The organism is Pseudooceanicola nanhaiensis, from assembly GCF_020171315.1.
Classification (GTDB): Bacteria; Pseudomonadota; Alphaproteobacteria; order Rhodobacterales; family Rhodobacteraceae; genus Pseudooceanicola; species Pseudooceanicola nanhaiensis_A.
In genome coordinates this window covers 497,775-517,999 of the sequence record NZ_JAIUZP010000005.1, presented here as the reverse complement: position 1 = coordinate 517,999, position 20,225 = coordinate 497,775, and the positions used below count along the sequence as shown (strand labels likewise).

17 protein-coding genes are annotated in these 20,225 nt (G+C 65.3%); 12 read left to right on the top strand and 5 right to left on the bottom strand.

Going from position 1 to position 20,225, the window contains the following annotated elements; genetic code table 11:
* Nucleotides 1-31 precede the first annotated feature (31 nt).
* The 3 genes from LCM32_RS10045 to LCM32_RS10035 all read right to left on the bottom strand — a co-directional run bounded on the left by LCM32_RS10045 (nucleotide 32) and on the right by LCM32_RS10035 (nucleotide 3,056).
* Complete coding sequence (locus tag LCM32_RS10045; protein ID WP_224820910.1) at nucleotides 32-1,291, bottom strand: ABC transporter substrate-binding protein; 1,260 nt, start codon at nucleotides 1,289-1,291, stop codon at nucleotides 32-34.
* An 85-nt stretch (nucleotides 1,292-1,376) separates the two neighbouring features.
* Nucleotides 1,377-1,673, bottom strand: coding sequence for a hypothetical protein (locus LCM32_RS10040; protein ID WP_224820909.1), 297 nt, complete (start codon nucleotides 1,671-1,673; stop codon nucleotides 1,377-1,379).
* 171 nt (nucleotides 1,674-1,844) lie between these two features.
* Nucleotides 1,845-3,056, bottom strand: a complete 1,212-nt coding sequence (locus LCM32_RS10035; protein ID WP_224820908.1) for an MFS transporter — start codon at nucleotides 3,054-3,056, stop codon at nucleotides 1,845-1,847.
* A gap of 546 nt (nucleotides 3,057-3,602) precedes the next feature.
* Here LCM32_RS10035 and LCM32_RS10030 point away from each other — a divergent pair.
* The 12 genes from LCM32_RS10030 (at nucleotide 3,603) to LCM32_RS09975 (ending at nucleotide 18,373) form a co-directional block, all read left to right on the top strand.
* Nucleotides 3,603-4,871 (top strand): flavin-containing monooxygenase, encoded by a 1,269-nt coding sequence (locus LCM32_RS10030; protein ID WP_224820907.1) that lies wholly within the window; start codon nucleotides 3,603-3,605, stop codon nucleotides 4,869-4,871.
* A gap of 18 nt (nucleotides 4,872-4,889) precedes the next feature.
* Nucleotides 4,890-5,303, top strand: coding sequence for a RidA family protein (locus LCM32_RS10025; protein WP_224820906.1), 414 nt, complete (start codon nucleotides 4,890-4,892; stop codon nucleotides 5,301-5,303).
* A 4-nt stretch (nucleotides 5,304-5,307) separates the two neighbouring features.
* A complete protein-coding gene (locus LCM32_RS10020) occupies nucleotides 5,308-5,982 on the top strand; it encodes a DUF1028 domain-containing protein (protein ID WP_224820905.1) in 675 nt (224 codons plus the stop codon).
* 399 nt (nucleotides 5,983-6,381) lie between these two features.
* Nucleotides 6,382-7,866: an aldehyde dehydrogenase gene (locus tag LCM32_RS10015; protein WP_224820904.1), complete on the top strand. Its 1,485-nt coding sequence runs from the start codon at nucleotides 6,382-6,384 to the stop codon at nucleotides 7,864-7,866.
* A gap of 118 nt (nucleotides 7,867-7,984) precedes the next feature.
* Complete coding sequence (locus LCM32_RS10010) at nucleotides 7,985-8,938, top strand: LysR substrate-binding domain-containing protein (RefSeq protein WP_224820903.1); 954 nt, start codon at nucleotides 7,985-7,987, stop codon at nucleotides 8,936-8,938.
* Nucleotides 8,939-9,100: 162 nt separating this feature from the next.
* Nucleotides 9,101-11,170, top strand: coding sequence for an FAD-dependent oxidoreductase (locus LCM32_RS10005; protein WP_224820902.1), 2,070 nt, complete (start codon nucleotides 9,101-9,103; stop codon nucleotides 11,168-11,170).
* 83 nt (nucleotides 11,171-11,253) lie between these two features.
* Nucleotides 11,254-12,297 carry an ABC transporter ATP-binding protein gene (locus LCM32_RS10000; protein WP_412070675.1) on the top strand — a complete coding sequence of 348 codons (1,044 nt, stop codon included), beginning with the start codon at nucleotides 11,254-11,256 and terminating at the stop codon, nucleotides 12,295-12,297.
* Nucleotides 12,294-13,172, top strand: coding sequence for an ABC transporter permease (locus LCM32_RS09995; RefSeq protein ID WP_224820900.1), 879 nt, complete (start codon nucleotides 12,294-12,296; stop codon nucleotides 13,170-13,172). The genes LCM32_RS10000 and LCM32_RS09995 overlap by 4 nt, the downstream gene beginning before the upstream one ends.
* On the top strand, nucleotides 13,172-13,981 hold the full coding sequence (locus LCM32_RS09990) for an ABC transporter permease (RefSeq protein WP_224820899.1): 810 nt from the start codon (nucleotides 13,172-13,174) through the stop codon (nucleotides 13,979-13,981). The genes LCM32_RS09995 and LCM32_RS09990 overlap by 1 nt, the downstream gene beginning before the upstream one ends.
* A 32-nt stretch (nucleotides 13,982-14,013) precedes the next feature.
* Nucleotides 14,014-15,033 (top strand): extracellular solute-binding protein, encoded by a 1,020-nt coding sequence (locus LCM32_RS09985; RefSeq protein ID WP_224820898.1) that lies wholly within the window; start codon nucleotides 14,014-14,016, stop codon nucleotides 15,031-15,033.
* A 69-nt stretch (nucleotides 15,034-15,102) separates the two neighbouring features.
* Nucleotides 15,103-16,716, top strand: a complete 1,614-nt coding sequence (locus LCM32_RS09980; RefSeq protein WP_224820897.1) for a GMC family oxidoreductase — start codon at nucleotides 15,103-15,105, stop codon at nucleotides 16,714-16,716.
* Entirely contained in the window at nucleotides 16,706-18,373 is a 1,668-nt protein-coding gene (locus LCM32_RS09975) for an amidohydrolase (RefSeq protein ID WP_224820896.1), read from the top strand. The genes LCM32_RS09980 and LCM32_RS09975 overlap by 11 nt, the downstream gene beginning before the upstream one ends.
* Before the next feature lie 60 nt (nucleotides 18,374-18,433).
* On the opposite strand, the gene arsH is transcribed toward LCM32_RS09975, so the two are convergent.
* Nucleotides 18,434-19,171, bottom strand: coding sequence for an arsenical resistance protein ArsH (arsH, locus tag LCM32_RS09970; protein ID WP_412070674.1), 738 nt, complete (start codon nucleotides 19,169-19,171; stop codon nucleotides 18,434-18,436).
* Between the two features lie 2 nt (nucleotides 19,172-19,173).
* A complete protein-coding gene (gene arsB, locus LCM32_RS09965) occupies nucleotides 19,174-20,223 on the bottom strand; it encodes an ACR3 family arsenite efflux transporter (RefSeq protein WP_224820895.1) in 1,050 nt (349 codons plus the stop codon).
* Between the last annotated feature and the right edge of the window lie 2 nt (nucleotides 20,224-20,225).

Here is a 20,225-nt window from a genome sequence, read left to right as displayed (position 1 = left end):
GCGGGGCCCCTCACCGGTGGCTCGGACGCGGTTACTGGCGCATGCGGCCCGCTTCGTTGCGGGTGCGCTCGGCGAAGTCGGCAAGCGTCTCCTCGACGTCGCGCTGACCCAGCGCCATCGCCTGCCACATGTCGTATTCGGTGGCACGCATCCACGTCACGACCGGCGGGCGCGGACGGCCACGGGCGACGTCAAGCTGCTCGATAGAGACGCGGATGCCCGGCTCGTTCGCAAGCGTCTCGGCCGCCAGAGGCTGATCAGCGGTGTTGCGGTTGATCGGCATATAGCCGGTGCCCGCGAACCAGATCGCGTTCGATTCCGCCGACGCGGCAAAGCTGATGAAGTCATATGCCGCGTCCTGCACTTCGGCGTCCGCCGTCGACAGGATGCCGATGCCGGCCCCGCCGATCGGTGCGGCGCAGACCTTGTTGCAGGGCAGCGGGCGCACGATCAGATCATCGCCCAGCGAGGCCTTGGACTGGCGGTAATTGCCGGTCGAATTCAGCATGATCCCGACCTTGCCCGCGAAGAACGCGTCACGGCCGGTCTTCTCGTCGGTCACGTTGTCGGCCGAGGCGACGCCGTGGTCATGCACCAAGGACGCCATCCATTCATAGGCCTCGACGGTGTTCGGCGCGTCGATCAGGACCTCGCCCGACACGCTGTCGATCAGGTCACTGTCATTGTCCATGATCAGGCCCCAGCGCGCGAACTGGCCCGGCGCCGCGATGCCATAGATGCCCTCGTCGCCCAACTCGCTCTGGATCTTCTGCGCGGCGGCGAGGATCTCGTCGTAGGTGGTCAGCGGCGTGTCCTCGGGCAGGCCGGCACGCTCGAAGATGTCCTTGTTGACATAGGTGACCGGGGTCGAGCTGTTGAAGGGCACGATGTAGTTCTTACCCTCGTAGACGCCGACCTCGCGGGCGAAGTCGAACAATTCGTCCTTCAGCGGATCGGCATCGAGGTAGTCGGTCAGGTCCATCAGCACGCCGCGATCGGCGAAGAGGCCATAGCGGGTGACTTCCATGATGACGGCATCGGGGCCACGGCCAGCGGGGATGGCGGCTTGGAGGCGGGCGACGATGTCATTGTAGTTGCCGACATGCTCGGCTTCGATGGTGATGCCGGGGTTGGCTTCTTCGAAGTTGGCGATGATCTCGGCCAGCGCTTCGCCGGACGAGCCGCCAAAGCTGTGCCAGAATTCAACGGTGACCTCTGCCGCTGCAAGAGAGGTCGAGCTCAGCAGGGCAGCAAGGCCCAGCCCGGCGATACGGGTAAGTTTTCTATCCAAGGGGACCACCTTTTTGCAATTTGGGTTGCACGTTGTTTCGATGGTCGGGATAGACGCGCTATGTGACGGAAAATCGAACGGTATGTTAAGTTTTGTTGACGGCTCGTCCGTTCGACCGGAGCCGCCAGGTCTGGGCGACCGGTGCTCGACGGGCCGTGGTCGAGGCGGAGACGTCGGTGAAAGTTCGGTTTCTGCAATCGGGCTTGCAGATTTCCATGGGCCGGTTCGCCCCGACGTTTTCCAGTTCTGCGGCGTCATACCGGCAGGGGTGCAGCGTCGCAATCGCGCGACGAACTTCCGGTGCAATCCGGAACCAGGCCAGTCGGAGTGGGCGGGCAACAGCAGCTTTGCCCGCACTGTCGAGCTTGGCATGCCAGATCATGCTGCACGATGCTACCAATGGCCGGTTTCGGGGAGCTGCGCCGCAGCGAGGCCCGATCTGGCGTACTACGACTAAGGGCCGAGAGCGACGGATGCGGTTGCCCGCCAGGCGCAAGACCTGCCGCGCCGCCGCATGTCCGGTCCGAGCCCAAAGCGGGCCCGTTCCAACTGGTCAGAGCCGGGCACGCCGTGATGTTTGCATAGCGATCAATAGCATCGCGACAGCCGAGATGCCCGCCCCAACAAGAAATGGTGTTGCCGATCCCGTGCTGTGCCAGAGCCACCCGGCAAGCGTATTCCCCAGAAGCACGACCAGGCCGGTCACAAGGTTGAACGAGCCAAATGCGCTGCCCTTCAGGTGGTCCGGCGTCGCGGCAGCGATCATGGCGCCCAGCAATCCTTGCGAGAACCCCATGTGCATACCCCAGAAAACGGTGCCGAGAACATAGACCCATGCCATCGTGGCAAGGGCGAGCGTCAGATGCGCAGCGACAAGGAATCCGAGGCTCCAGACAAGCAGTCCCGACGTCCCCAGCCGGTCCGAGAGCCTGCCGACGGGAAATGCCGTCAAGCTGTAGGCCGCATGCATGACAACGAGGGAAAGAGGAACCCAGGCCGGCATGAAACCGGCCTCGAGGGCCTTTAGCAGCACGAAAGCCTCGCTGAACCGGGCGAGCATGATCACCGAGGCCAGTCCGATTGCGCCCCAGACTGCACGATTGAGCCGGAGGGCATCGGCAAGCCGGAAGTCACCGCGCTTCATCGGGTGGGTTTGCCTTGGCTCCTTCACAAGGAAGAGCAGCACGATCATGCAGAGCGCAGCGGGAAGAACGGCAATCCAGAAGACCGACTGAATGTCGCCTGCGAAAGCGATTATGGCCCCGACAGCAACGAGCGGACCAATGAAGCCCCCGAGGGCATCAAGCGACTTCCGCAACCCGAAGCTTGCCCCGCGGGTCTCCGGCGGACTAACAGCGGCAACCAATGCGTCGCGCGGCGTGCCCCGAATGCCCTTGCCGACCCGATCCATGGCTTTTGCCAGAACGATCACGTCCAGGCTCATCGCCCAGGGAAAGATCAGGCGGGACAGCGCCCCCAGCCCATAGCCCAGAACCGCCAAGGGCTTCGCCCGTCTGCTGATATCGGCCAGAACGCCGGACAGGAACTTCGACAGTGTGGCAACCGCGACGGACAAGCCCTCAATGAAGCCGATCGCCAGGGCCGACACGCCCAGACCACCGGCAAGATAGAGCGGGAGCAGCGCATTGATCATCTCCGAGGAGACGTCCATCAGCAGGCTCACGAAACCCAGCATCCAGACAGTGACGGGAACAGGCAGGCGTTTCGGGGCAGCGTTGTTCCGTTCGGACGCGGAGGAGGTCATGGTAACTCCAGGAAGGGTGCATGTCCTCAAAACACGCCCGCGCCTCACATATCAATGGCGGCTTCGTCCGCACTGCCGATCTTGAATCGTTTGAAATGCTGCGGCGAGGCCCGAACGGCCGCTTTGGTGAAGCCGCGCCGCGACGCCCACCAGGACAGCGAATGACCGCTCAGAGCCGGCAAACGACAAGTCGCCCGCCATGGAGGCCGACCTTGGCCGATGCGGTGTCGCATTACCGGCTTGAGCCCCCCGGAGCGGGCCAGCGTGCCCGATCATGGTAGGTTAAGCGCTCAGTAAGATAAGTTCGATAGTGCGTTCACGATGACAACTCCGTCGATGATCATGGCAATCCTGAGAATAGCCATTGCGTTGAGGGTTTTGCTTGAAAACCACGACACTGGCGAGCGCAGCGAGGGCAATATCCAGCCCTCACTGCATAGGCGCCGCCTAACCGATGATCAGGAAAACCATACTTTAAACCGAAGCCATCTGCGGGTGAAACTTTCCAGGACTGGCCGCACCCGGCCTGAAGCTGGAGACCCCTGAATGCCCGTTACCAAAACCGAAGCACTCGTCGTTGGCGCAGGACAGGCTGGCGTCGCTGCGAGCGAACACCTCAGCGCCTGCGGCGTGCCCCACCTCGTGCTTGAACGGCGCAGGATCGCAGAACGCTGGCGTTCGGAGCGGTGGGATTCCCTGGTCGCCAACGGACCGGCCTGGCATGACCGCTTTCCCGGCATGGAATTCACGGACGATGCGCCGGACGCCTTCGTCGCCAAGGAGAAGGTAGCCGACTATTTCGTGGCCTATGCCGACAAGATCGGAGCGCCGATCCGCACCGGCGTGGAGGTTACCCAGGTCTCGCGCCTCGACGGCCGTCCCGGTTTCCGCGTCGAGACATCGGACGGTCCGATTGAAGCCAACTACGTCATTGCCGCGACCGGCGCCTTCCAGACCCCGGTGATCCCACCGCTTGTGCCTGACACCGCCAGGCTCACTCAAATCCACTCCTCCGCCTATCGCAACCCTGCCGCCTTGCCCGAGGGTGCCGTGCTGGTGGTCGGCGCCGGTTCCTCTGGCGTTCAGATCGCCGACGAGTTGCTGGAAGCCGGGCGCAAGGTCTACCTCTCGGTCGGCCCCCATGAGCGCCCGCCGCGCAGCTACCGTGGCCGCGACTTCGTCTGGTGGCTCGGCGTGCTGAACAAATGGGACATGGAAGCGGCCCCCGGCGCCGAACACACGACGATTGCCGTTTCGGGTGCCCGGGGTGGTGAAACCATCGACTTCCGCCGACTTGCCCTTGCCGGCATGACCCTTGTCGGCCGGACCGAGCGGTTCGAGGACGGCAAGCTGCACTTCGCACAGGACCTCGTCAAGAACCTCCGCGACGGAGACGCCTACCTGATGAACCTGCTCGACGAGGCCGACGCCTTCGTCGCGCGCAACGGGCTCGACCTGCCCGAGGAGCCGGAGGCGCGTGCCATCCTGTCCGATCCGGCCTGTGTGACCGATCCGCTGGCATCGCTGGATCTTGCGGAGGCCGGGATCACCACGATCATCTGGGCGACCGGGTTCTCTTCCGACTACTCTTGGCTTCCCGAAGGCGCGCTCGACGAGGCTGGCCGCCCCAACCACCAACGCGGCGTCTCGGCAGAGCCGGGTGTCTACTTCCTCGGCTTGCCGTGGCAGACCCGCCGCGGGTCGTCCTTCATCTGGGGCGTCTGGTTCGACGCCCGCTACGTGGCCGACCACATCTCGAAGCAGCGCGGCTACATGGCCTACGAGGCCGCCGCCCCCGAAACCATCGACGCCTGAACGCTGGAGACCTGCAGCATGGCCCACACCCGCATCCGTCCCTTCAACACGAAGGACACCTATCCCGAGCAACAGCTCGACAACGACCTCTGCCAGGCCGTCGTCGCGCGCGGCCGCATGGTCTTCCTACGCGGCCAGTGCCCGCAGGACCTGGACACGGCCAAGAACATCGAAAGCCACGATCCGGTCGAGCAAACCCACAAGGTCATGCAGAACATCAAGCAATTGATGGAGGAAGCCGGCGGCGGAATGGAGCATGTCTGCCGCGTGCAGGTCTTCCTGACCGACGTCCGCAACCGCGAGGCCGTCTACCGGACCATGGGGGAATACATCAAGGGCGTGCATCCGGTCTCGACCGGGCTCGTCGTCACGGCCTTGGCGCGTCCCGACTGGCTGGTCGAGATCGAGGCCACCGCCGTGATCCCGGATTGAGCCAATGACCTTCTCCCTCGTGGCCCGCTGCGCGGAGACCGGCATGTTCGGCATGGCGATCTCCTCCTCTTCCCCCGCCGTGGCCGCCCGGTGTGCCTTCGCCCGGGCGGGCGTGGGCGCCGTGGCAAGCCAGAATGTGACCGACCCGACGCTCGGCCCAGCGACGCTGGACCTGATGCAGAGCGGCATGTCTGCCCCCGAGGCCATCGCCGAGGTGCAGCGGCGCGGACGTTTCATCGAGTACCGGCAGGTGCTGGCGGTGGATGCGGCGGGCCGGACGGCGATCCATTCCGGGCCAAACTCGCTTGGCATCTGGACGCAGGCACAGGCGCAGGACGTGGCTTCGGGCGGGAACCTCCTCGCCAATGACAGGGTGCCGCAAGCCATCGTTGATGGCTTCCTGACCTCCAAGGGCCATATCGGCGACCGGCTGATTGCCGCGATGCGCGCAGGGATGGCCGCAGGCGGGGAGGCAGGGCCCGTGCATTCGGCGGGGATGCTGATCGTGGACAAGGTGAGCTGGCCAGTGGCCGAGCTGCGCTGCGACTGGACGGAACGGGATCCGATCGAAGAGATCGCGACGGCCTGGGAGGTCTACAAGCCCCAGATTGACGCCTACATCCAGCGCGCGTTGGACCCGCGCGAGGCACCGTCCTACGGGGTGCCCGGAGACGAGTGAGGACGACGGCGACGCCCGCCGCGCGATGGGGCACCGCGTTGTCTCTGGGCAACCGTCCTGTGGCGGGGGAAACCCCGCCGCCCCCGATGATCGGTAAGAGCCCATCGCCACTGCAGACCGGGCCTCAGCCCGGCACCCCTGCTCTTCGATCTGAGCGAACCGGGCGAACACCGGCTTTTGGGATGACGCTGACGACGGCGGCGGGGGACATCTTGGGGCCGCCAGCGTCGCCATTCGCTTCGAGGAAGGCCCCAGGATCGCGTCGCCAGTGTCGCCTGGACCAATGGGGCAACACTGGCGACCGCTTGTCCGGCCGCCTTATGCCTTGCACCGGGTTTGGGCCCCTCCCCGGCCGTATCAGCGCGCCCCTGAAACCAAACCACATAGACCGAGGACAAAATGAGCCTGACCTACGCCGACTGGACATCCCGCGCCGCCGCGCTGACCTTGCGCAACAATCTCTACATCGACGGCCGTTTCACCCCCGCCGCCTCGGGCCAGCGGTTCGAGACGATCAACCCCGCCACCGGCGCCACGCTTACAGACGTCGCACGCGGCGGGGCCGAGGACATCGACCGGGCCGTCGCCTCCGCCCGCCGCGCCTTTGCGGATGGCCGCTGGTCCGGCCAGACCCCAAGCGCGCGCAAGGAGGTCCTGCTGAAGCTCGCCTCCCTGATCCGCGACAACATTCCCGAACTCGCCCTCCTCGACACGCTCGACATGGGCAAGACGATCACCGACAGCTCGACCATCGACGCCCCGGGCTCGGCGCATTTCTTCCAGTGGCATGCCGAGGCGATCGACAAGCTCTATGACGAGATCGCACCGACAGGGGGCCGGGACGTCGCGCTGATCCGGCGCGTGCCGCTCGGGGTGATCGGGGCCGTTGTCCCGTGGAACTTCCCGCTCGACATGGCCACGTGGAAACTGGCCCCGGCGCTCGCGGCGGGCAACTCGGTTGTCCTGAAACCCGCGGAGCAATCCCCGCTCTCTGCCCTCCGCCTTGCTGAACTGGCCTCCGAGGCCGGCCTCCCCGACGGGGTCCTGAACGTCGTCACCGGCTATGGCGAGGACGCGGGGCAGGCGCTCGGACGGCATCGTGACGTCGACTGCCTCGTCTTCACCGGCTCCACCGCGGTCGGCAAGATGTTCCAGCGCTACGCGGGAGAAAGCAACATGAAGCAGGTCTGGCTGGAGACCGGCGGCAAGAGCCCCAACCTCGTCTTCGCCGACGCCGACCTCGACGCCGCTGCGGACATGGCCGCCTTCGGCATCTTCTTCAATCAGGGCGAGGTCTGTTCGGCGAACTCCCGGCTGCTGGTCCACGCCAGCGTCAAGGATGCGTTGATCGACCGCCTGCGCGACCGCGCCGCCAGCGTCGTCCTTGGCGACCCGCTCGATCCGGCAACGACGATGGGCTCCCTCGTGGACCGCGCCCATGCCGACCGCGTGATGGGCTTCGTGGCCCGCGCCAAGGGCGACGCCCGTCTCGTCTGCGGCGGCGAACGGGTCACGCTGATGGGGTCCGACGCCTATGTGACGCCGACCATCTTCGACAATGTCCAATCAGCGCATGAGATCGCCCGGGAAGAGGTCTTCGGCCCTGTCCTCGCCGTCCAGAGCTTCGAGACCGACGAGGAGGCCGTCACCATCGCGAACGACAGCATCTACGGCCTCGCCGCCTCCGTCTGGACACGCGACCTCTCCCGTGCGCTTTCCGTTTCGGACCGGCTCTGTGCCGGAACGGTCTCGGTCAACACCGTTGATGCGCTCTCGGCCATGACGCCCTTCGGGGGGATGAAGCAGTCGGGCTTCGGCCGCGATCTCTCGATCCACTCCTTCGACAAGTACTCCGCACTCAAGACCACCTGGATCAAGTACTGATCCCCGCCTACTGATCCCCCGCGCCGCCCGCCCCCGAGCGACCTCGGGGGCCAAGACTTGACGTAGGACCGCCTGCACCTTAGGGCCAGCCTAACCGGCATCGACTGGAGGCTTCACCATGCCCTTACGCTTCACCCTGCGGCAAATCGAGTACTTCGTCGCCGTCGGCGAGGAGGGCTCCATCGCTCAGGCCGCGGGGAAGGTGAACGTCTCATCGCCCTCGATATCGGCGGCGATCACACAGTTGGAGGCGGAATTCGGTCTTCAGCTTTTCGCCCGGAAACACGCCCATGGCCTTGCGCTGACCCAAGCCGGGCGGCAGTTCCTCGTGCAGGCCAAGACGTTGCTGGCCGAGGCCGACCGCCTGAATGGCCTCGCCAACGAGATCATCGGCCGTGTGCGCGGCCCGCTCAACGTCGGGTGCCTGCTGACCTTCGCCCAGATCGTCCTGCCCCACCTGCGCCGCAGCTTCATCACGCGCTACCCGGACGTGCAGTTTCGCCAGTTCGAACGCGACCAACAGGCGATTTTCGACGGGCTGCGCAATGCAGAATTGGACATCGCCCTGACCTACGATCTTGAGATCCCGCCGGACCTCGAGTTCGTTCCCCTGTTCGACCTGCCGCCTTACGTCATGTTGCCCGACAACCACGACCTCGCCAACCGGCGCTCGATCAGCGTGGCGGAGCTTGCCCCCTATCCGATGATCCTGCTCGACCTGCCCTATTCCGGCCCCTACTTCCTGTCCGTCTTTTCGGACGCCGGTGTCACTCCGAACGTGGTCGAGCGCACGCGCGACATGGAGGTGATGAAGTCTCTCGTCGCCAACGGTTTCGGTTATTCCATCGCCAACATCCGCCATTCCTCGGACTGCGCGGCAGACGGCAAACGCCTGCGATTCGTGCCCCTGACCGGCAACATGCGGCCTATGCGGATGGGGCTGATGTCCGCCAGCGGGGCGAAGAACACGCTCACCGTCCGGGCCCTCATCGACCATTGCCGCGAAACCATCACGCCGCAGCTCACGCCGGGCCTGAGAGTGCGCGTCAGCAGCAGTTATGACGACGAATGACCGGAAAAGCAGCAGCGTGACGACCGCCGCGAAATAGGCCCGTCCTAACCCGGACTTCCGCAAAGCTTAATTTACCCGAAGCCCCTGCTCGGGGATCTTGTCTCGGTGCGCTCCAGTTCACCGGAGCGCGCAAGGTCCGACCAGAGCAAGGGAACCAGCCAATTGCGTGATCCGCGCTACGACATCCTCTTCGAGCCGATGCAGATCGGTCCCCTCACCGCGAAGAACCGGTTCTATCAGGTGCCGCATTGCAACGGCGGCGGCTATCGCGATCCCTCGGCGGCGGCGGCCATGCGCGGCATCAAGTCCGAAGGCGGATGGGGCGTCATCTTCACCGAGCAGTGCGAGATGCACCACACGTCAGAGATCACGCCGTTCATCGAACTGCGCCTGTGGGAAGACAAGGACATCCCGCAGCTCGCCAAGATGGCGGGCAAGATGAAGGAACACGGCGCGCTTGCCGGTATCCAGCTGGCCTATTCCGGGATCAACGGCCCGAACCTCTACACCAAAGAGGTGCCGCTGGCGCCCTCCGCGCTGCCGATCCGGACCTTCACCAACGATCCTGTTCAGGCGCGCGCGCTCGACAAGCAGGACATCCGCGATCTGCGTCGCTGGTTCGTAAACGCTGCGAAGCGGTCGCAGATGGCCGGGTTCGACCTGATCTGCCTTTACGGCGCACATGGCTTCGGCATCTTCCAGCACTTCCTGTCTCGCGCGACCAACCAGCGCTCGGACGAATATGGCGGCTCGCTCGAGAACCGCTCGCGCTTTGCCCGCGAGGTGATCGAGGACATGCGCGAGGCGGTCGGCGAGACCATGGCCCTGACCCTTCGCGTCAGCCTCGACGAGACGATCGGCGAGTTGGGATTCTCCAACGCCGAGGTCCGCGATTTCATCGAGATGAACCGCGATCTGCCCGACCTTTGGGATCTCGCGCAGGGCACCTGGGAGGATTGCTCGGGCCCCTCCCGCTTCAAGGAGGAAGCCGCGCAGGAGCAACTCGTGCGCGGGATCAAGGAGCTTTCCGACAAACCCGTCGTGGGCGTCGGTCGCTTCACCTCGCCCGACGTGATGGCGAAGATGATCCGCTCCGGCACGCTCGACTTCATCGGCTGCGCGCGGCCCTCGATCGCCGACCCGTTCCTGCCGAAGAAGGTGGAAGAAGGCCGGATCGAGGACATCCGCGAATGCATCGGCTGCAACATCTGCATCACTGGCGACATGACCATGTCGATCTCGCGGTGCACCCAGAATCCGACCTTCATGGAAGAATGGCGCAAGGGCTGGCACCCGGAGCGGATGAACCAAAAGGGCCCGAGTTCCAACGTGCTGGTGGTGGGGTCGGGCCCCGCCGGTCTGGAAGCCGCCCGTGCGCTGGCCGAACGCGGTTATGATGTCGCCCTGGCCGAGGCCGGGACCGAGCTTGGGGGCCGGGTCGCGCGAGAAAGCAAGCTGCCGGGGCTTTCGGCATGGGGCCGGGTCGCGGATTACCGCAAGTACCAGCTCAGCCAGAAAACCAATGTCGAGACCTATTTCGACAGCCGGCTTTCCGCCGAGGATATCTTGGAATTCGGGTTCGAGAACGTCGCCATCGCCACCGGCGCCACATGGCGGCGGGACGGCGTCGCGCGCCAACACGTCGTGCCGATGGCGATCAATGCGGCAATGCCGCTCTTCACTCCGGATGACATCATGTCCGGCCAACGTCCCTCAGGCCATGTCGTCCTCTATGACGACGATCATTACTACATGGGCGGCGTGCTGGCCGAGCTGCTGGTGAAGGAGGGCTGCACAGTCACCCTGATCACCCCGTCGGCCTTCGTCTCGGACTGGACGAACAACACGCTGGAACAGGCGACCGTCCACCGCCGTCTGGCCCAGATGGGTGTCGACATCGTGCTGAACCGGGGCGTGGCGCAGATCAACGCAGGCCATGTCGTGTCGAACTGTGTCTACACCGATACCACGCGCAGCCACGATTGCGACGCGGTTGTCATGGTCGCCTCGCGCCAGGGCAACGACGCCATCTACGAGGCGCTGAAGGCACGGCAGGCGGATTGGGCCGATGCGGGGATCAAGACGATCCGGTTGATCGGGGACGCCAACGCCCCTGGCCCGATCGCATGGGCCACCTACGCCGGGCACCGCTTCGCGCGGGAGCTCGACGGAGAGGACATCGGAGACGCCCTGCCCTTCCGCCGCGAGATCACCGAACTGGCGCTGGACTGACACGAGGTATCGGGGCGGGGACCGGCCCGAAAAGGAAAGGGACTGAAGTGGAATCGCGCAAGAAGGCAGTGGAAATCAGGCAGGTGTCGAAGACCTTCGGCACTTTCCAGGCGCTCGAAACCGTGTCGCTGGATATCTACGACAATGAATTCTTCACCCTGCTCGGCCCCTCGGGCTGCGGCAAGACCACGCTCCTGCGAATGATCGCCGGGTTCGAGGAACCGACGACGGGCCAGATCGTCCTCCACGGGTCCGACATCCAGTCGCTACCGCCGCACAAGCGGCGGGTGAACACGGTGTTCCAGAGCTACGCGCTCTTTCCGCACATGACGCTGGAACAGAACGTCGCCTACGGGCTTGAGAACCTGCGCTGGCCGAAGGACAAGGTCCGCGCCCGCGTGGCCGAGATGCTGGACCTCGTCCACATGTCTAAATTCGCGCGCCGCAGGCCGCAGCAACTTTCGGGCGGGCAGCGGCAGCGGGTGGCGCTGGCCCGGGCGCTGGCCCCGGAACCCGAGGTCCTGCTGCTGGACGAACCCCTCTCGGCCCTTGACCTGAAACTGCGCCAGGCCATGCGCGAGGAACTGCGCGCGCTGCAGCGCCAGACCGGGCTGACCTTCGTCTTCGTCACCCACGACCAGGAGGAGGCGCTCGACATGTCCGACCGCATCTGCGTTCTGGGCGACGGGCGCATCCAGCAGATCGGCAGCCCCCGCGAGGTCTACGAGAACCCCGCCAACCGTTTCGTGGCCAATTTCATCGGCGAGACGAACTTCTTCGACGTCGATGTTCTGTCGGTCGAAGGGGATCAAGCGAAGGTCCGCACCCCGATGGGGATGGAGCTGACCGCCACGCAGAAGCACGTCCGCCCCGGCCAAAAGCAGGCGACCCTGTCGCTGCGGCCCGAGAAGATCGGCCTCGACGACCAGGCCTCGGGCCAGATCCTGAGCGGAACGATCACCTCGACCAACTATCTCGGCGGCTTCACCCACTACGTCGTGCGCGTGGGGGACGCGGATATCCGCGTCTCGCGCCGCAACGACCTGAGCGATACGCCGACACTGGCCGAAGGCGCGACCGTCAAGCTGGGCTTCAGTCCGGCGGCGACCCGCGTGCTCGGCCAATGAAGGACTTCCGCTTCTGGGGGCTCTTGCCCGCCCACGTCATGATGGCGCTGACGCTGATCGTGCCGATCCTGATCATCGTCGCCGTCAGCTTCGCCACGCGGGGCGCCTATGGCGGGTTCGAATTCTCCTTTTCCACCGAGGCCTACCGCCAAATTCTCTTCAATGAGGGCTGGACCGGCGAGCTCGAGTTCAATCCGCAGTACCTCTTGATCATCGGCCGCACGGTGATCCTCGCCGCGCTGACCACCCTGATCTGCATGGCGCTCGCCTTCCCGGTGGCCTACTGGATCACCCTGCAGGGCAGAACCGCGCGGGTGATCCTGCTCTTCATGGTCACTTTGCCGTTCTGGGTCTCGATGATCGTCCGGGTCTATGCTTGGCTCATCATCCTCGGCAACGAGGGCGTGATCGAAAAGGCGCTCAAGCTCACCGGCCTCGTCACCGACATCGACACCTTGCTCTTCAACAGCGGCGCGATGCTGGTGGGGATGGTCTATTCCTACATCCCCCTGATGATCCTGCCGGTCTTCGCCTCGATCGAGAAACTGGACCCGGCGCTGATCGAAGCCTCCCACGACCTTCACGGCTCCCGCGCGGTGACCCTGCGCCGCGTCATCCTCCCGCTCTGCTGGCCGGGTCTGGCAGCCGGCGCGATCCTCGTCTTCGTGCCCTGCCTTGGGGCCGTGCTGGAACCGATCCTGCTGGGCGGCGGCAAGATCATGATGATGGGCAACCTGATCCAGATGCAGTTCGGCGGCGCCCGCAACTGGCCCTTCGGCGCGGCCATCGCGATCCTGCTGATGGTCCTCGTCATGGTCTTCCTGCTGCTCAACGGCCTGCGCGCCACCCGCCGCGCGATGGAGGAGATGACCTGATGGCCAACAGAACCGATGTCCGCCGCTACCGTGGCCTCGGCCCCTTCGCGGCCCTCTTCTTTCTCTGGCTCTACCTGCCGATCCTCGTGGTGATCATCTATTCGTTCAACGAGAACCGCCTGGTCTCGGTCTGGTCCGGCTTTTCGCTGAAATGGTACGCGGCGGCGCTGCAGAACCAGAACCTCATGAACGCGGTAAAGACCTCGCTCTCGGTCGCCGCCATTGCGACCATAGCCGCGACCGCCATCGCGCTGATGGCGGCGCTGGTGCTGGTCCGGGCAAAGGGCGTGAAGTTCAGGCGCCTGTCAGAGACGATCATCAACCTGCCGCTGATCCTGCCCGAGATCGTGCTGTCGGTGGCCGTGCTGATCCTGTTCAGCCAGATCGGCTTCTCCAACGGCTTCCTGAAGCTCGTCGTCGCCCACACGACGTTCTGCACGCCCTTCGCCTTCCTGCCGATCCGCGCCCGTCTTCAGGGTATGGAGATGGATTTCGAGGAAGCCTCTGCCGACCTCTACGCCGGAAAATGGACGACATTCCAGCGTGTCACCCTGCCGCTGATTGCGCCGGGTGTCTTCGCCGGTGCGATGCTCGCCTTCGTCATCTCAATGGACGATTTCATCACGTCGAACATGTTGAACTCCGGCGGTGCGACCACCCTGCCCGTCTACATCTTCGGCTTGATCAAGCAGGGCACCACGCCCGAGCTGAACGCGATCTCGACCATCATCATCCTCGTCTCGCTTCTTGTCGCCGCCCTCGCGCTCTTCATCCAGAGCCGCGGAGGCGGGTCGATGATCGACGACTGACCTTCGTGACCAAACACCAACAGGAGAGACCAATGAAAAAGACCCTACTCACCACCGCCGCCATGCTGGCTCTGGCCGGGGCCGCTCAGGCCGAAGGCAAGCTGAACGTCTACGTCTGGTCCGACAGTATCGCGCCGGAGCTGATCGAGAAGTTCTCGGCGGCGTATGACGTGGATGTCACCGTCGACGGCTACAACTCGAACGAGGACCTGCTGACCAAACTGCAGGCCGGCGCTTCGGGTTACGACCTCGCGACCCCGTCGCAGCACTTCGTGAAGATCCTGATCGACGAGGGCCTGCTCGAGGATATCTCGGCCCATGACCTCGCCGCCTATGGCCAGGTGGACGAAAAATGGCGCGGCCAGTGGTGGGACCCCGAGAACGACTACTCGATCCCCATCGCATACGGCACCGCAGGCTTCACCGTGAACCGTGACGTCTACGACGGGCCGGTCGACAGCTGGGCCACCTACTTCGAGGCCCCCGACGCGCTGAAGGGCAAGATCGCCAGCCTGAACTACCCGGACGAGGTGGTGGGCGCGGCACAGCTCTACCTCGGCGTGGAGTTCTGCTCGGAAGACCCGACCGAGATGAAGAAGGTCTACGACCTGCTCGCTGCACAGAAGCCGGACGTGGCGGTCTATGCCTCGGACAACATCGAAAACCGGATCGGTTCGGGCGAGGTCGGGGCCCATTTCTGGTGGGACGGAAATTCCCTGCGGACCCGCAAGAACGACGGCGCGCCGATCGAATTCGCGATGCCGAAAGAAGGCCTCGTCGGCTGGCTCGACTCCATGGTGGTGCCTGCGGGCGCGGCCAATGTCGAAAACGCAAAGCTCTTCATGAACTTCATGTCCGAGCCTGAGAACGCGACGATCCAGTACAACTACTACGCCCACTCCTCGCCGGTCGAACTGGACCTCGAGAAAGCGGAATACACCCCCGAGAACGCGCCGGAACTCTTCCCGACCGTCCCCGTGGAGTTCTCCAAGGCCTGCTCGCCCGCGGCACAGGATCTGGTGACCAAGGTCTGGACCCAGCTGCTCCAGTAAGCCTTGCAGGGGGAGAGGGCGCGCACACGGGCCCTCTCCCATTGGCCTGTCCCTTTTGAAGAGGTTTCCATGTCCGAATTCGACTACATCATCGTCGGCGCGGGGTCGGCCGGCTGCGTCCTTGCCAACCGGCTCAGCGCCGATCCGGCGGTTCGCGTCGCCCTGATCGAGGCCGGCGGCACGTCGGACGGGCTGCGCGTGAAGGTGCCCGCAGGTATCCTCTCGCTCTATGGCGATCCGCAGTACGACTACGGATTCACGGGCGTGCCGCAGCCCGAACTGAACAACCGCGAGCTCCCGGTGAACCGGGGCAAGGCCCTCGGCGGTTCGTCGGCAATCAACTCGATGATCTATATCCGCGGCCATGCGGGCGATTATGACGACTGGGCCGCGCTCGGCTGCACCGGCTGGGGCTACGATGACGTGCTGCCGGTTTTCCGCGACCTTGAGCGCAACCTGCTCGGTCAGGACCCGGCCTATCACGGCACCGACGGAGAATTGCTGGTCGACACCCCGCGCGATCCGAACCCTGTCAGCCGGATCTTCGTCGAAGCCGCCAAGACGCGCGGGATGACGGAAAACAGCGATTTCAACGGGCCGGAGCAGGAGGGCGTCGGCATCTACGACGTCACGCAGGACAAGGGCAGCAGGTTCAGCGCGTACCGCGCCTATGTCGAACAGATCCGGGGCCGCGCGAACCTGTCGATCCTGACCGGGGCCGAAAGCCGTCGTCTGGTGGTCGAAGGCGGCCGCGTCACCGGCGTTGTCATCCGCCGTGACGGAACGGAGGAGACACTGACCTGCCGGGGCGAAGTGGTGCTGAGCGCGGGGGCCATCGGCTCCCCTGCGCTGCTGCTGGCCAGCGGCATCGGCCCGGGTGCGGCCCTGAAAGAGGCCGGGCGCGCGGTCACCCATGATTTGCCCGGCGTCGGCCAGAACCTGCGCGACCATATCGACGGGATGATCACGACACGTTCCTCCTCGACCAAGACGCTCGGCCTCTCGGCTCCGAACCTGCCCGCCATGATCGCCGCGCCCTTCCGCTATGTAGGCGCACGTCGCGGGATGCTGACGACGAACTACGTCGAGGCGGGCGGCTTTGCGCGGACGAAATACGCGGACGCGCGCCCGGATATCCAGTTCCACTTCGTCCCCGGCTACCGCAGCCATCGCGGGCGGCTGGTCGAATATGGCCACGGCTATGCGATCCACACCTGCGTCCTGCGCCCCGGCTCTGTTGGCGAGTTGCGACCGAAGGGGGGTGAGACCGGCTTCGAGATCGACCACCGGTTCTTCACCGACGAACAGGACGCGAAGGTGCTGATCGAGGGCATCAAGATTGCCCGCGACATCTTTGCCGCTGCGCCCTTTGACGCGATCCGGGGCAAGGAGATGCTGCCGGGCGAGGCCGTGCAGACCGACGATGAGATCCTCGCCTACCTCCGCGCCGAGGCGCTGACGGTCTACCACCCTGTCGGGACCTGCAAGATGGGCAGCGATCCCATGGCCGTGGTCGACCCCGAGGGGCTGCGCGTGCGGGGGATCGCCAACCTGCGGGTTGCCGATGCCTCGGTCATGCCGACCCTGATCGGCGGCAACACCAACGCGCCCTCGATGATGATCGGCGAACGCGCCGCCCGCGCCATTCTGGCCGCCCGCAAGGACCAGATGCATGCCGCCTGAGATCGACCTGATCCTGTACAACGCGGCGGTCCGCACCATGGTATCCGATGCCCCGACCGCAGAGGCGGTGGCGGTGGCCGGCAACCGCATCCTCGCCGTGGGGACCAACACCGAGGTCATGGCCCTCGCCATGCCCGCGACCCGAGTGATCGATGCGCGGGGGGGCACGTTGATGCCCGGTTTCTACGAAAGCCACCTGCACCTGTTTCCCGGCGGCGTTTCTCTGGGCCAGCTCAACGTCGCAGCGATCTTCGGGGCGGAGGCGCTGCGCGAGGCGGTGCGGACCTTCGCCGCCGCACACCCCGAGGCGGACCTGCTGGTCGCCTTCGGTGCCAATTACACGATGCTGGGCGATGATGTCCGCATCTCCCGCCACGACCTCGACGCCGTGATCCCCGACCGGCCGTTCTATATGATCGCCTGCGACTACCACACGGGCTGGGCCAATACCGTCGCGATGGAGAAAGCAGGACTGCTCCACGGCCGCGATGTGGGACCCGCATCCGAGGTCGTCATGGGCGCGGACGGTACCGCCACCGGCGAGCTGCGCGAGGCGGGGGCGATGGACCTTCTGATGGCGCTGAAGTCCGGCGGCACCCGCGACACCCTCGGCATGTCCGGGTTGGAGCCGGGGCCGCTGACCGAGGCCGAGCGCGAGGCCGACATCGCCTGCCTGCTGGCCGGGATGGAGTATTGCGCCCGCCACGGCATCACCAAGTTGATCAACATGGACGGCAACCGCTACCAGCTTGAATTGCTGGCCGAGATGGAGCGGCGCGGCACCCTGCCCTGCCGGATCGAGGTGCCCTACCGCATCCCGATCGACGCGGAGGGGGATCCGATTGCCAAGGCCGTGGAGATGACCCGCGATTTCGCGACCGAGAAGGTCTCCTGCGGGCGCGTGAAGATGTTCATGGACGGCGTGTTCGACAGCTGGACCGCCCTCAAGCTCGAGGACTACCCGGACCGCCCCGGCTTCAGAGGCGAGCCGATCGTGCCGCCCGACCTCTTCGCACGCCTTTGCACAGAGGCCGACGCGGCAGGTCTGCAAATCTCGGTCCACGCCGTCGGCAACGGTGCCGTGCGTCATGTGCTCGACGGTTACGAAGCGGCCGCGCAAGCCAATGGGCCCCGCGACAGCCGCCACCGCATCGAGCATATCGACAATATCCACCCTGACGACATCCTCCGCCTGCGGGACCTGCGCGTCATCGCCTCCATGCAGCCGGTCCATCCGCCGGGCAGCGCCGGCCTGCCGCTGGAACCCACGGTGACGCTCATGGGCCGCGAGAACTGGCCTTGGGCGTTCAACTGGCGTGCCATCCGCGACGCCGGCGTGCCGATATGCTTCGCCACCGACTGGCCGATCTCGCCTCTCGACCCGCTCCACGCGATACACTGCGCCCTGACGCGCCGGCCCTGGGCCGAAGGCCTTCCCGACCCGCGCCTGACCCTGGACGAATGCCTCGAGGCCTATACCCTGCAGGGCGCATACGCGGCCTTCGATGAAGACCGCCTGGGCCGGATTGCACCGGGCATGCTGGCGGATATGGTGTTGCTGGAGGGCGAACTGGAGAGCCTCACCTCCCCGGGCGGCCACATGGTCCGTGCGACGCTGACCATCTGCGACGGGATCGTCACCCACGAGGCCACATGACGACCGCGGAGAGCCCCGCCCTGCGGATGTGTCATGGGCATGCGCGCCTGATCTAACGGGTCATTCCGAGGCAGCCTTGGATTGGTTCACCCGCGCCGACAGATCGGCATGGCTCTCCACCCGCTCCGAATAGCGATCGACGAGGTGCTCCTTGATGTCGCGGGTCAGCAGGGTGAATTTCACCAGTTCCTCCATCACGTCGACGATGCGGTCGTAATAGGGCGAGGGCTTCATCCGCCCCGCCTCGTCGAACTCGTCCCATGCCTTGGCGACCGATGATTGGTTCGGAATGGTCAGCAGCCGCATCCAGCGCCCGAGGATGCGCAACTGGTTGACGGTGTTGAACGACTGCGAGCCGCCGCAGACCTGCATCACCGCCAGCGTCTTGCCCTGCGTCGGCCGCACCGAGCCGAGCGAAAGCGGAATCCAGTCGATCTGCGCCTTCATGATCGAGGTCATCGAGCCGTGCCGCTCGGGCGAGGACCAGACCATGCCTTCGCACCACGTGACCAGATCGCGCAGTTCGGCCACCTTGGGGTGATCCGGCCCGGTGGTGTCGGTCTGCGGCAGATCACGCGGATCGAAGATGCGCACCTCGGCGCCGAACGCCTCCAGCAGCCGCCCAGCCTCCTCTGCCGCAAAGCGTGAGAAGCTGCGCTCGCGCAGTGAGCCATAGAGGATGAGGATGCGCGGCTTATGCGTGCTGCGCGTTGCCGGGAACAGCGCCGCCGGATCGACCGGGCGGAAGCACTCTTCGGAGATGTTGGGCGTCTCGGCCATGTCTGGTTCCTTGGTCATCGTCATTGCGCGCTCGGGAAACGCGCGCGGGTGCGGTTGGCGAATGCCACCAGCGACAGCATCACCGGCACTTCGACCAGCACGCCGACCACGGTGGCAAGTGCCGCGCCGGAGTTGAGGCCGAAGAGGCTGATGGCCACGGCCACCGCTAGTTCGAAGAAGTTCGAGGTGCCGATCATCGCGCAGGGCGCGGCGATGCGGTGCGGCACCTTCAGCGCATAGGCCGCGCCATAGGCCAGCGCGAAGATGCCGTAGCTCTGGATCAGGATCGGCACGGCGATGAGCGCGATCACCAGCGGCTTGGCAAGGATCACCTCGCCCTGCAGGCCAAAGAGGATGGCGACCGTGGCGATCAGACCGATCATCGACAGCGGCTTGATCTGCGCGGTGAAGGCATCGATCGCCTCCTGCCCGCCCAGCATCCGCCGCGTCACCAGACCGGCCAGCAAGGGCAGCACCACATAGAGCACGGTGGCCAGCACCAGCGTGCTCCACGGCACGGCGATCTCGGTCACGCCAAGCAGGAAGGCGACGATGGGCGCGAAGGCCACCACCATGACCAGATCGTTCACCGAGACCTGCACCAGCGTGTAGGTCGCGTCGCCGCGCGTCAGTTGCGACCAGACGAAGACCATCGCCGTACAGGGCGCCGCCCCCAGCAGGATCAGCCCGGCGATATATTGCGCGGCATCCCCGGGGGCGATCCACGGCGCGAAGACATGCTCGAAGAACAGCACCGCCAGCAGCGCCATGGTGAAGGGCTTGATCAGCCAGTTGACCACCAGCGTCACCAGCAGCCCCTTGGGCTGGCGCGCGACCCCGGCAACCGCGCCGAAGTCCACACCCACCATCATCGGATAGACCATCGCCCAGATCAGCACCGCGACGACGAGGTTGATTGAGGCGATCTCGGCGGCGGCAATGGCCTGCACCAGCCCCGGCGCGAGCAGCCCGATGACGATACCCGCCACCATGGCCAGCGCCACCCAAAGGGTCAGCAGGCGTTCGAAACGACCCAACGGTTCATGGGCGGGGGCTGCGGTGTCGGTCATGT

Excerpts from the sequence above, each read along its gene's own strand:
- LCM32_RS10030 (WP_224820907.1), top strand. The coding sequence starts at position 3,603 with ATGCCCGTTACCAAAACCGAAGCACTCGTCGTTGGCGCAGGACAGGCT.
- LCM32_RS09995 (WP_224820900.1), top strand. The coding sequence starts at position 12,294 with ATGAAGGACTTCCGCTTCTGGGGGCTCTTGCCCGCCCACGTCATGATG.
- arsH (WP_412070674.1), bottom strand. The coding sequence starts at position 19,171 with ATGACCAAGGAACCAGACATGGCCGAGACGCCCAACATCTCCGAAGAG.
- LCM32_RS10010 (WP_224820903.1), top strand. The coding sequence starts at position 7,985 with ATGCCCTTACGCTTCACCCTGCGGCAAATCGAGTACTTCGTCGCCGTC.
- LCM32_RS09990 (WP_224820899.1), top strand. The coding sequence starts at position 13,172 with ATGGCCAACAGAACCGATGTCCGCCGCTACCGTGGCCTCGGCCCCTTC.
- LCM32_RS09980 (WP_224820897.1), top strand. The coding sequence starts at position 15,103 with ATGTCCGAATTCGACTACATCATCGTCGGCGCGGGGTCGGCCGGCTGC.
- LCM32_RS10035 (WP_224820908.1), bottom strand. The coding sequence starts at position 3,056 with ATGACCTCCTCCGCGTCCGAACGGAACAACGCTGCCCCGAAACGCCTG.
- LCM32_RS10015 (WP_224820904.1), top strand. The coding sequence starts at position 6,382 with ATGAGCCTGACCTACGCCGACTGGACATCCCGCGCCGCCGCGCTGACC.
- arsB (WP_224820895.1), bottom strand. The coding sequence starts at position 20,223 with ATGACCGACACCGCAGCCCCCGCCCATGAACCGTTGGGTCGTTTCGAA.
- LCM32_RS10040 (WP_224820909.1), bottom strand. The coding sequence starts at position 1,673 with ATGATCTGGCATGCCAAGCTCGACAGTGCGGGCAAAGCTGCTGTTGCC.
- LCM32_RS10025 (WP_224820906.1), top strand. The coding sequence starts at position 4,890 with ATGGCCCACACCCGCATCCGTCCCTTCAACACGAAGGACACCTATCCC.
- LCM32_RS09985 (WP_224820898.1), top strand. The coding sequence starts at position 14,014 with ATGAAAAAGACCCTACTCACCACCGCCGCCATGCTGGCTCTGGCCGGG.
- LCM32_RS09975 (WP_224820896.1), top strand. The coding sequence starts at position 16,706 with ATGCCGCCTGAGATCGACCTGATCCTGTACAACGCGGCGGTCCGCACC.
- LCM32_RS10020 (WP_224820905.1), top strand. The coding sequence starts at position 5,308 with ATGACCTTCTCCCTCGTGGCCCGCTGCGCGGAGACCGGCATGTTCGGC.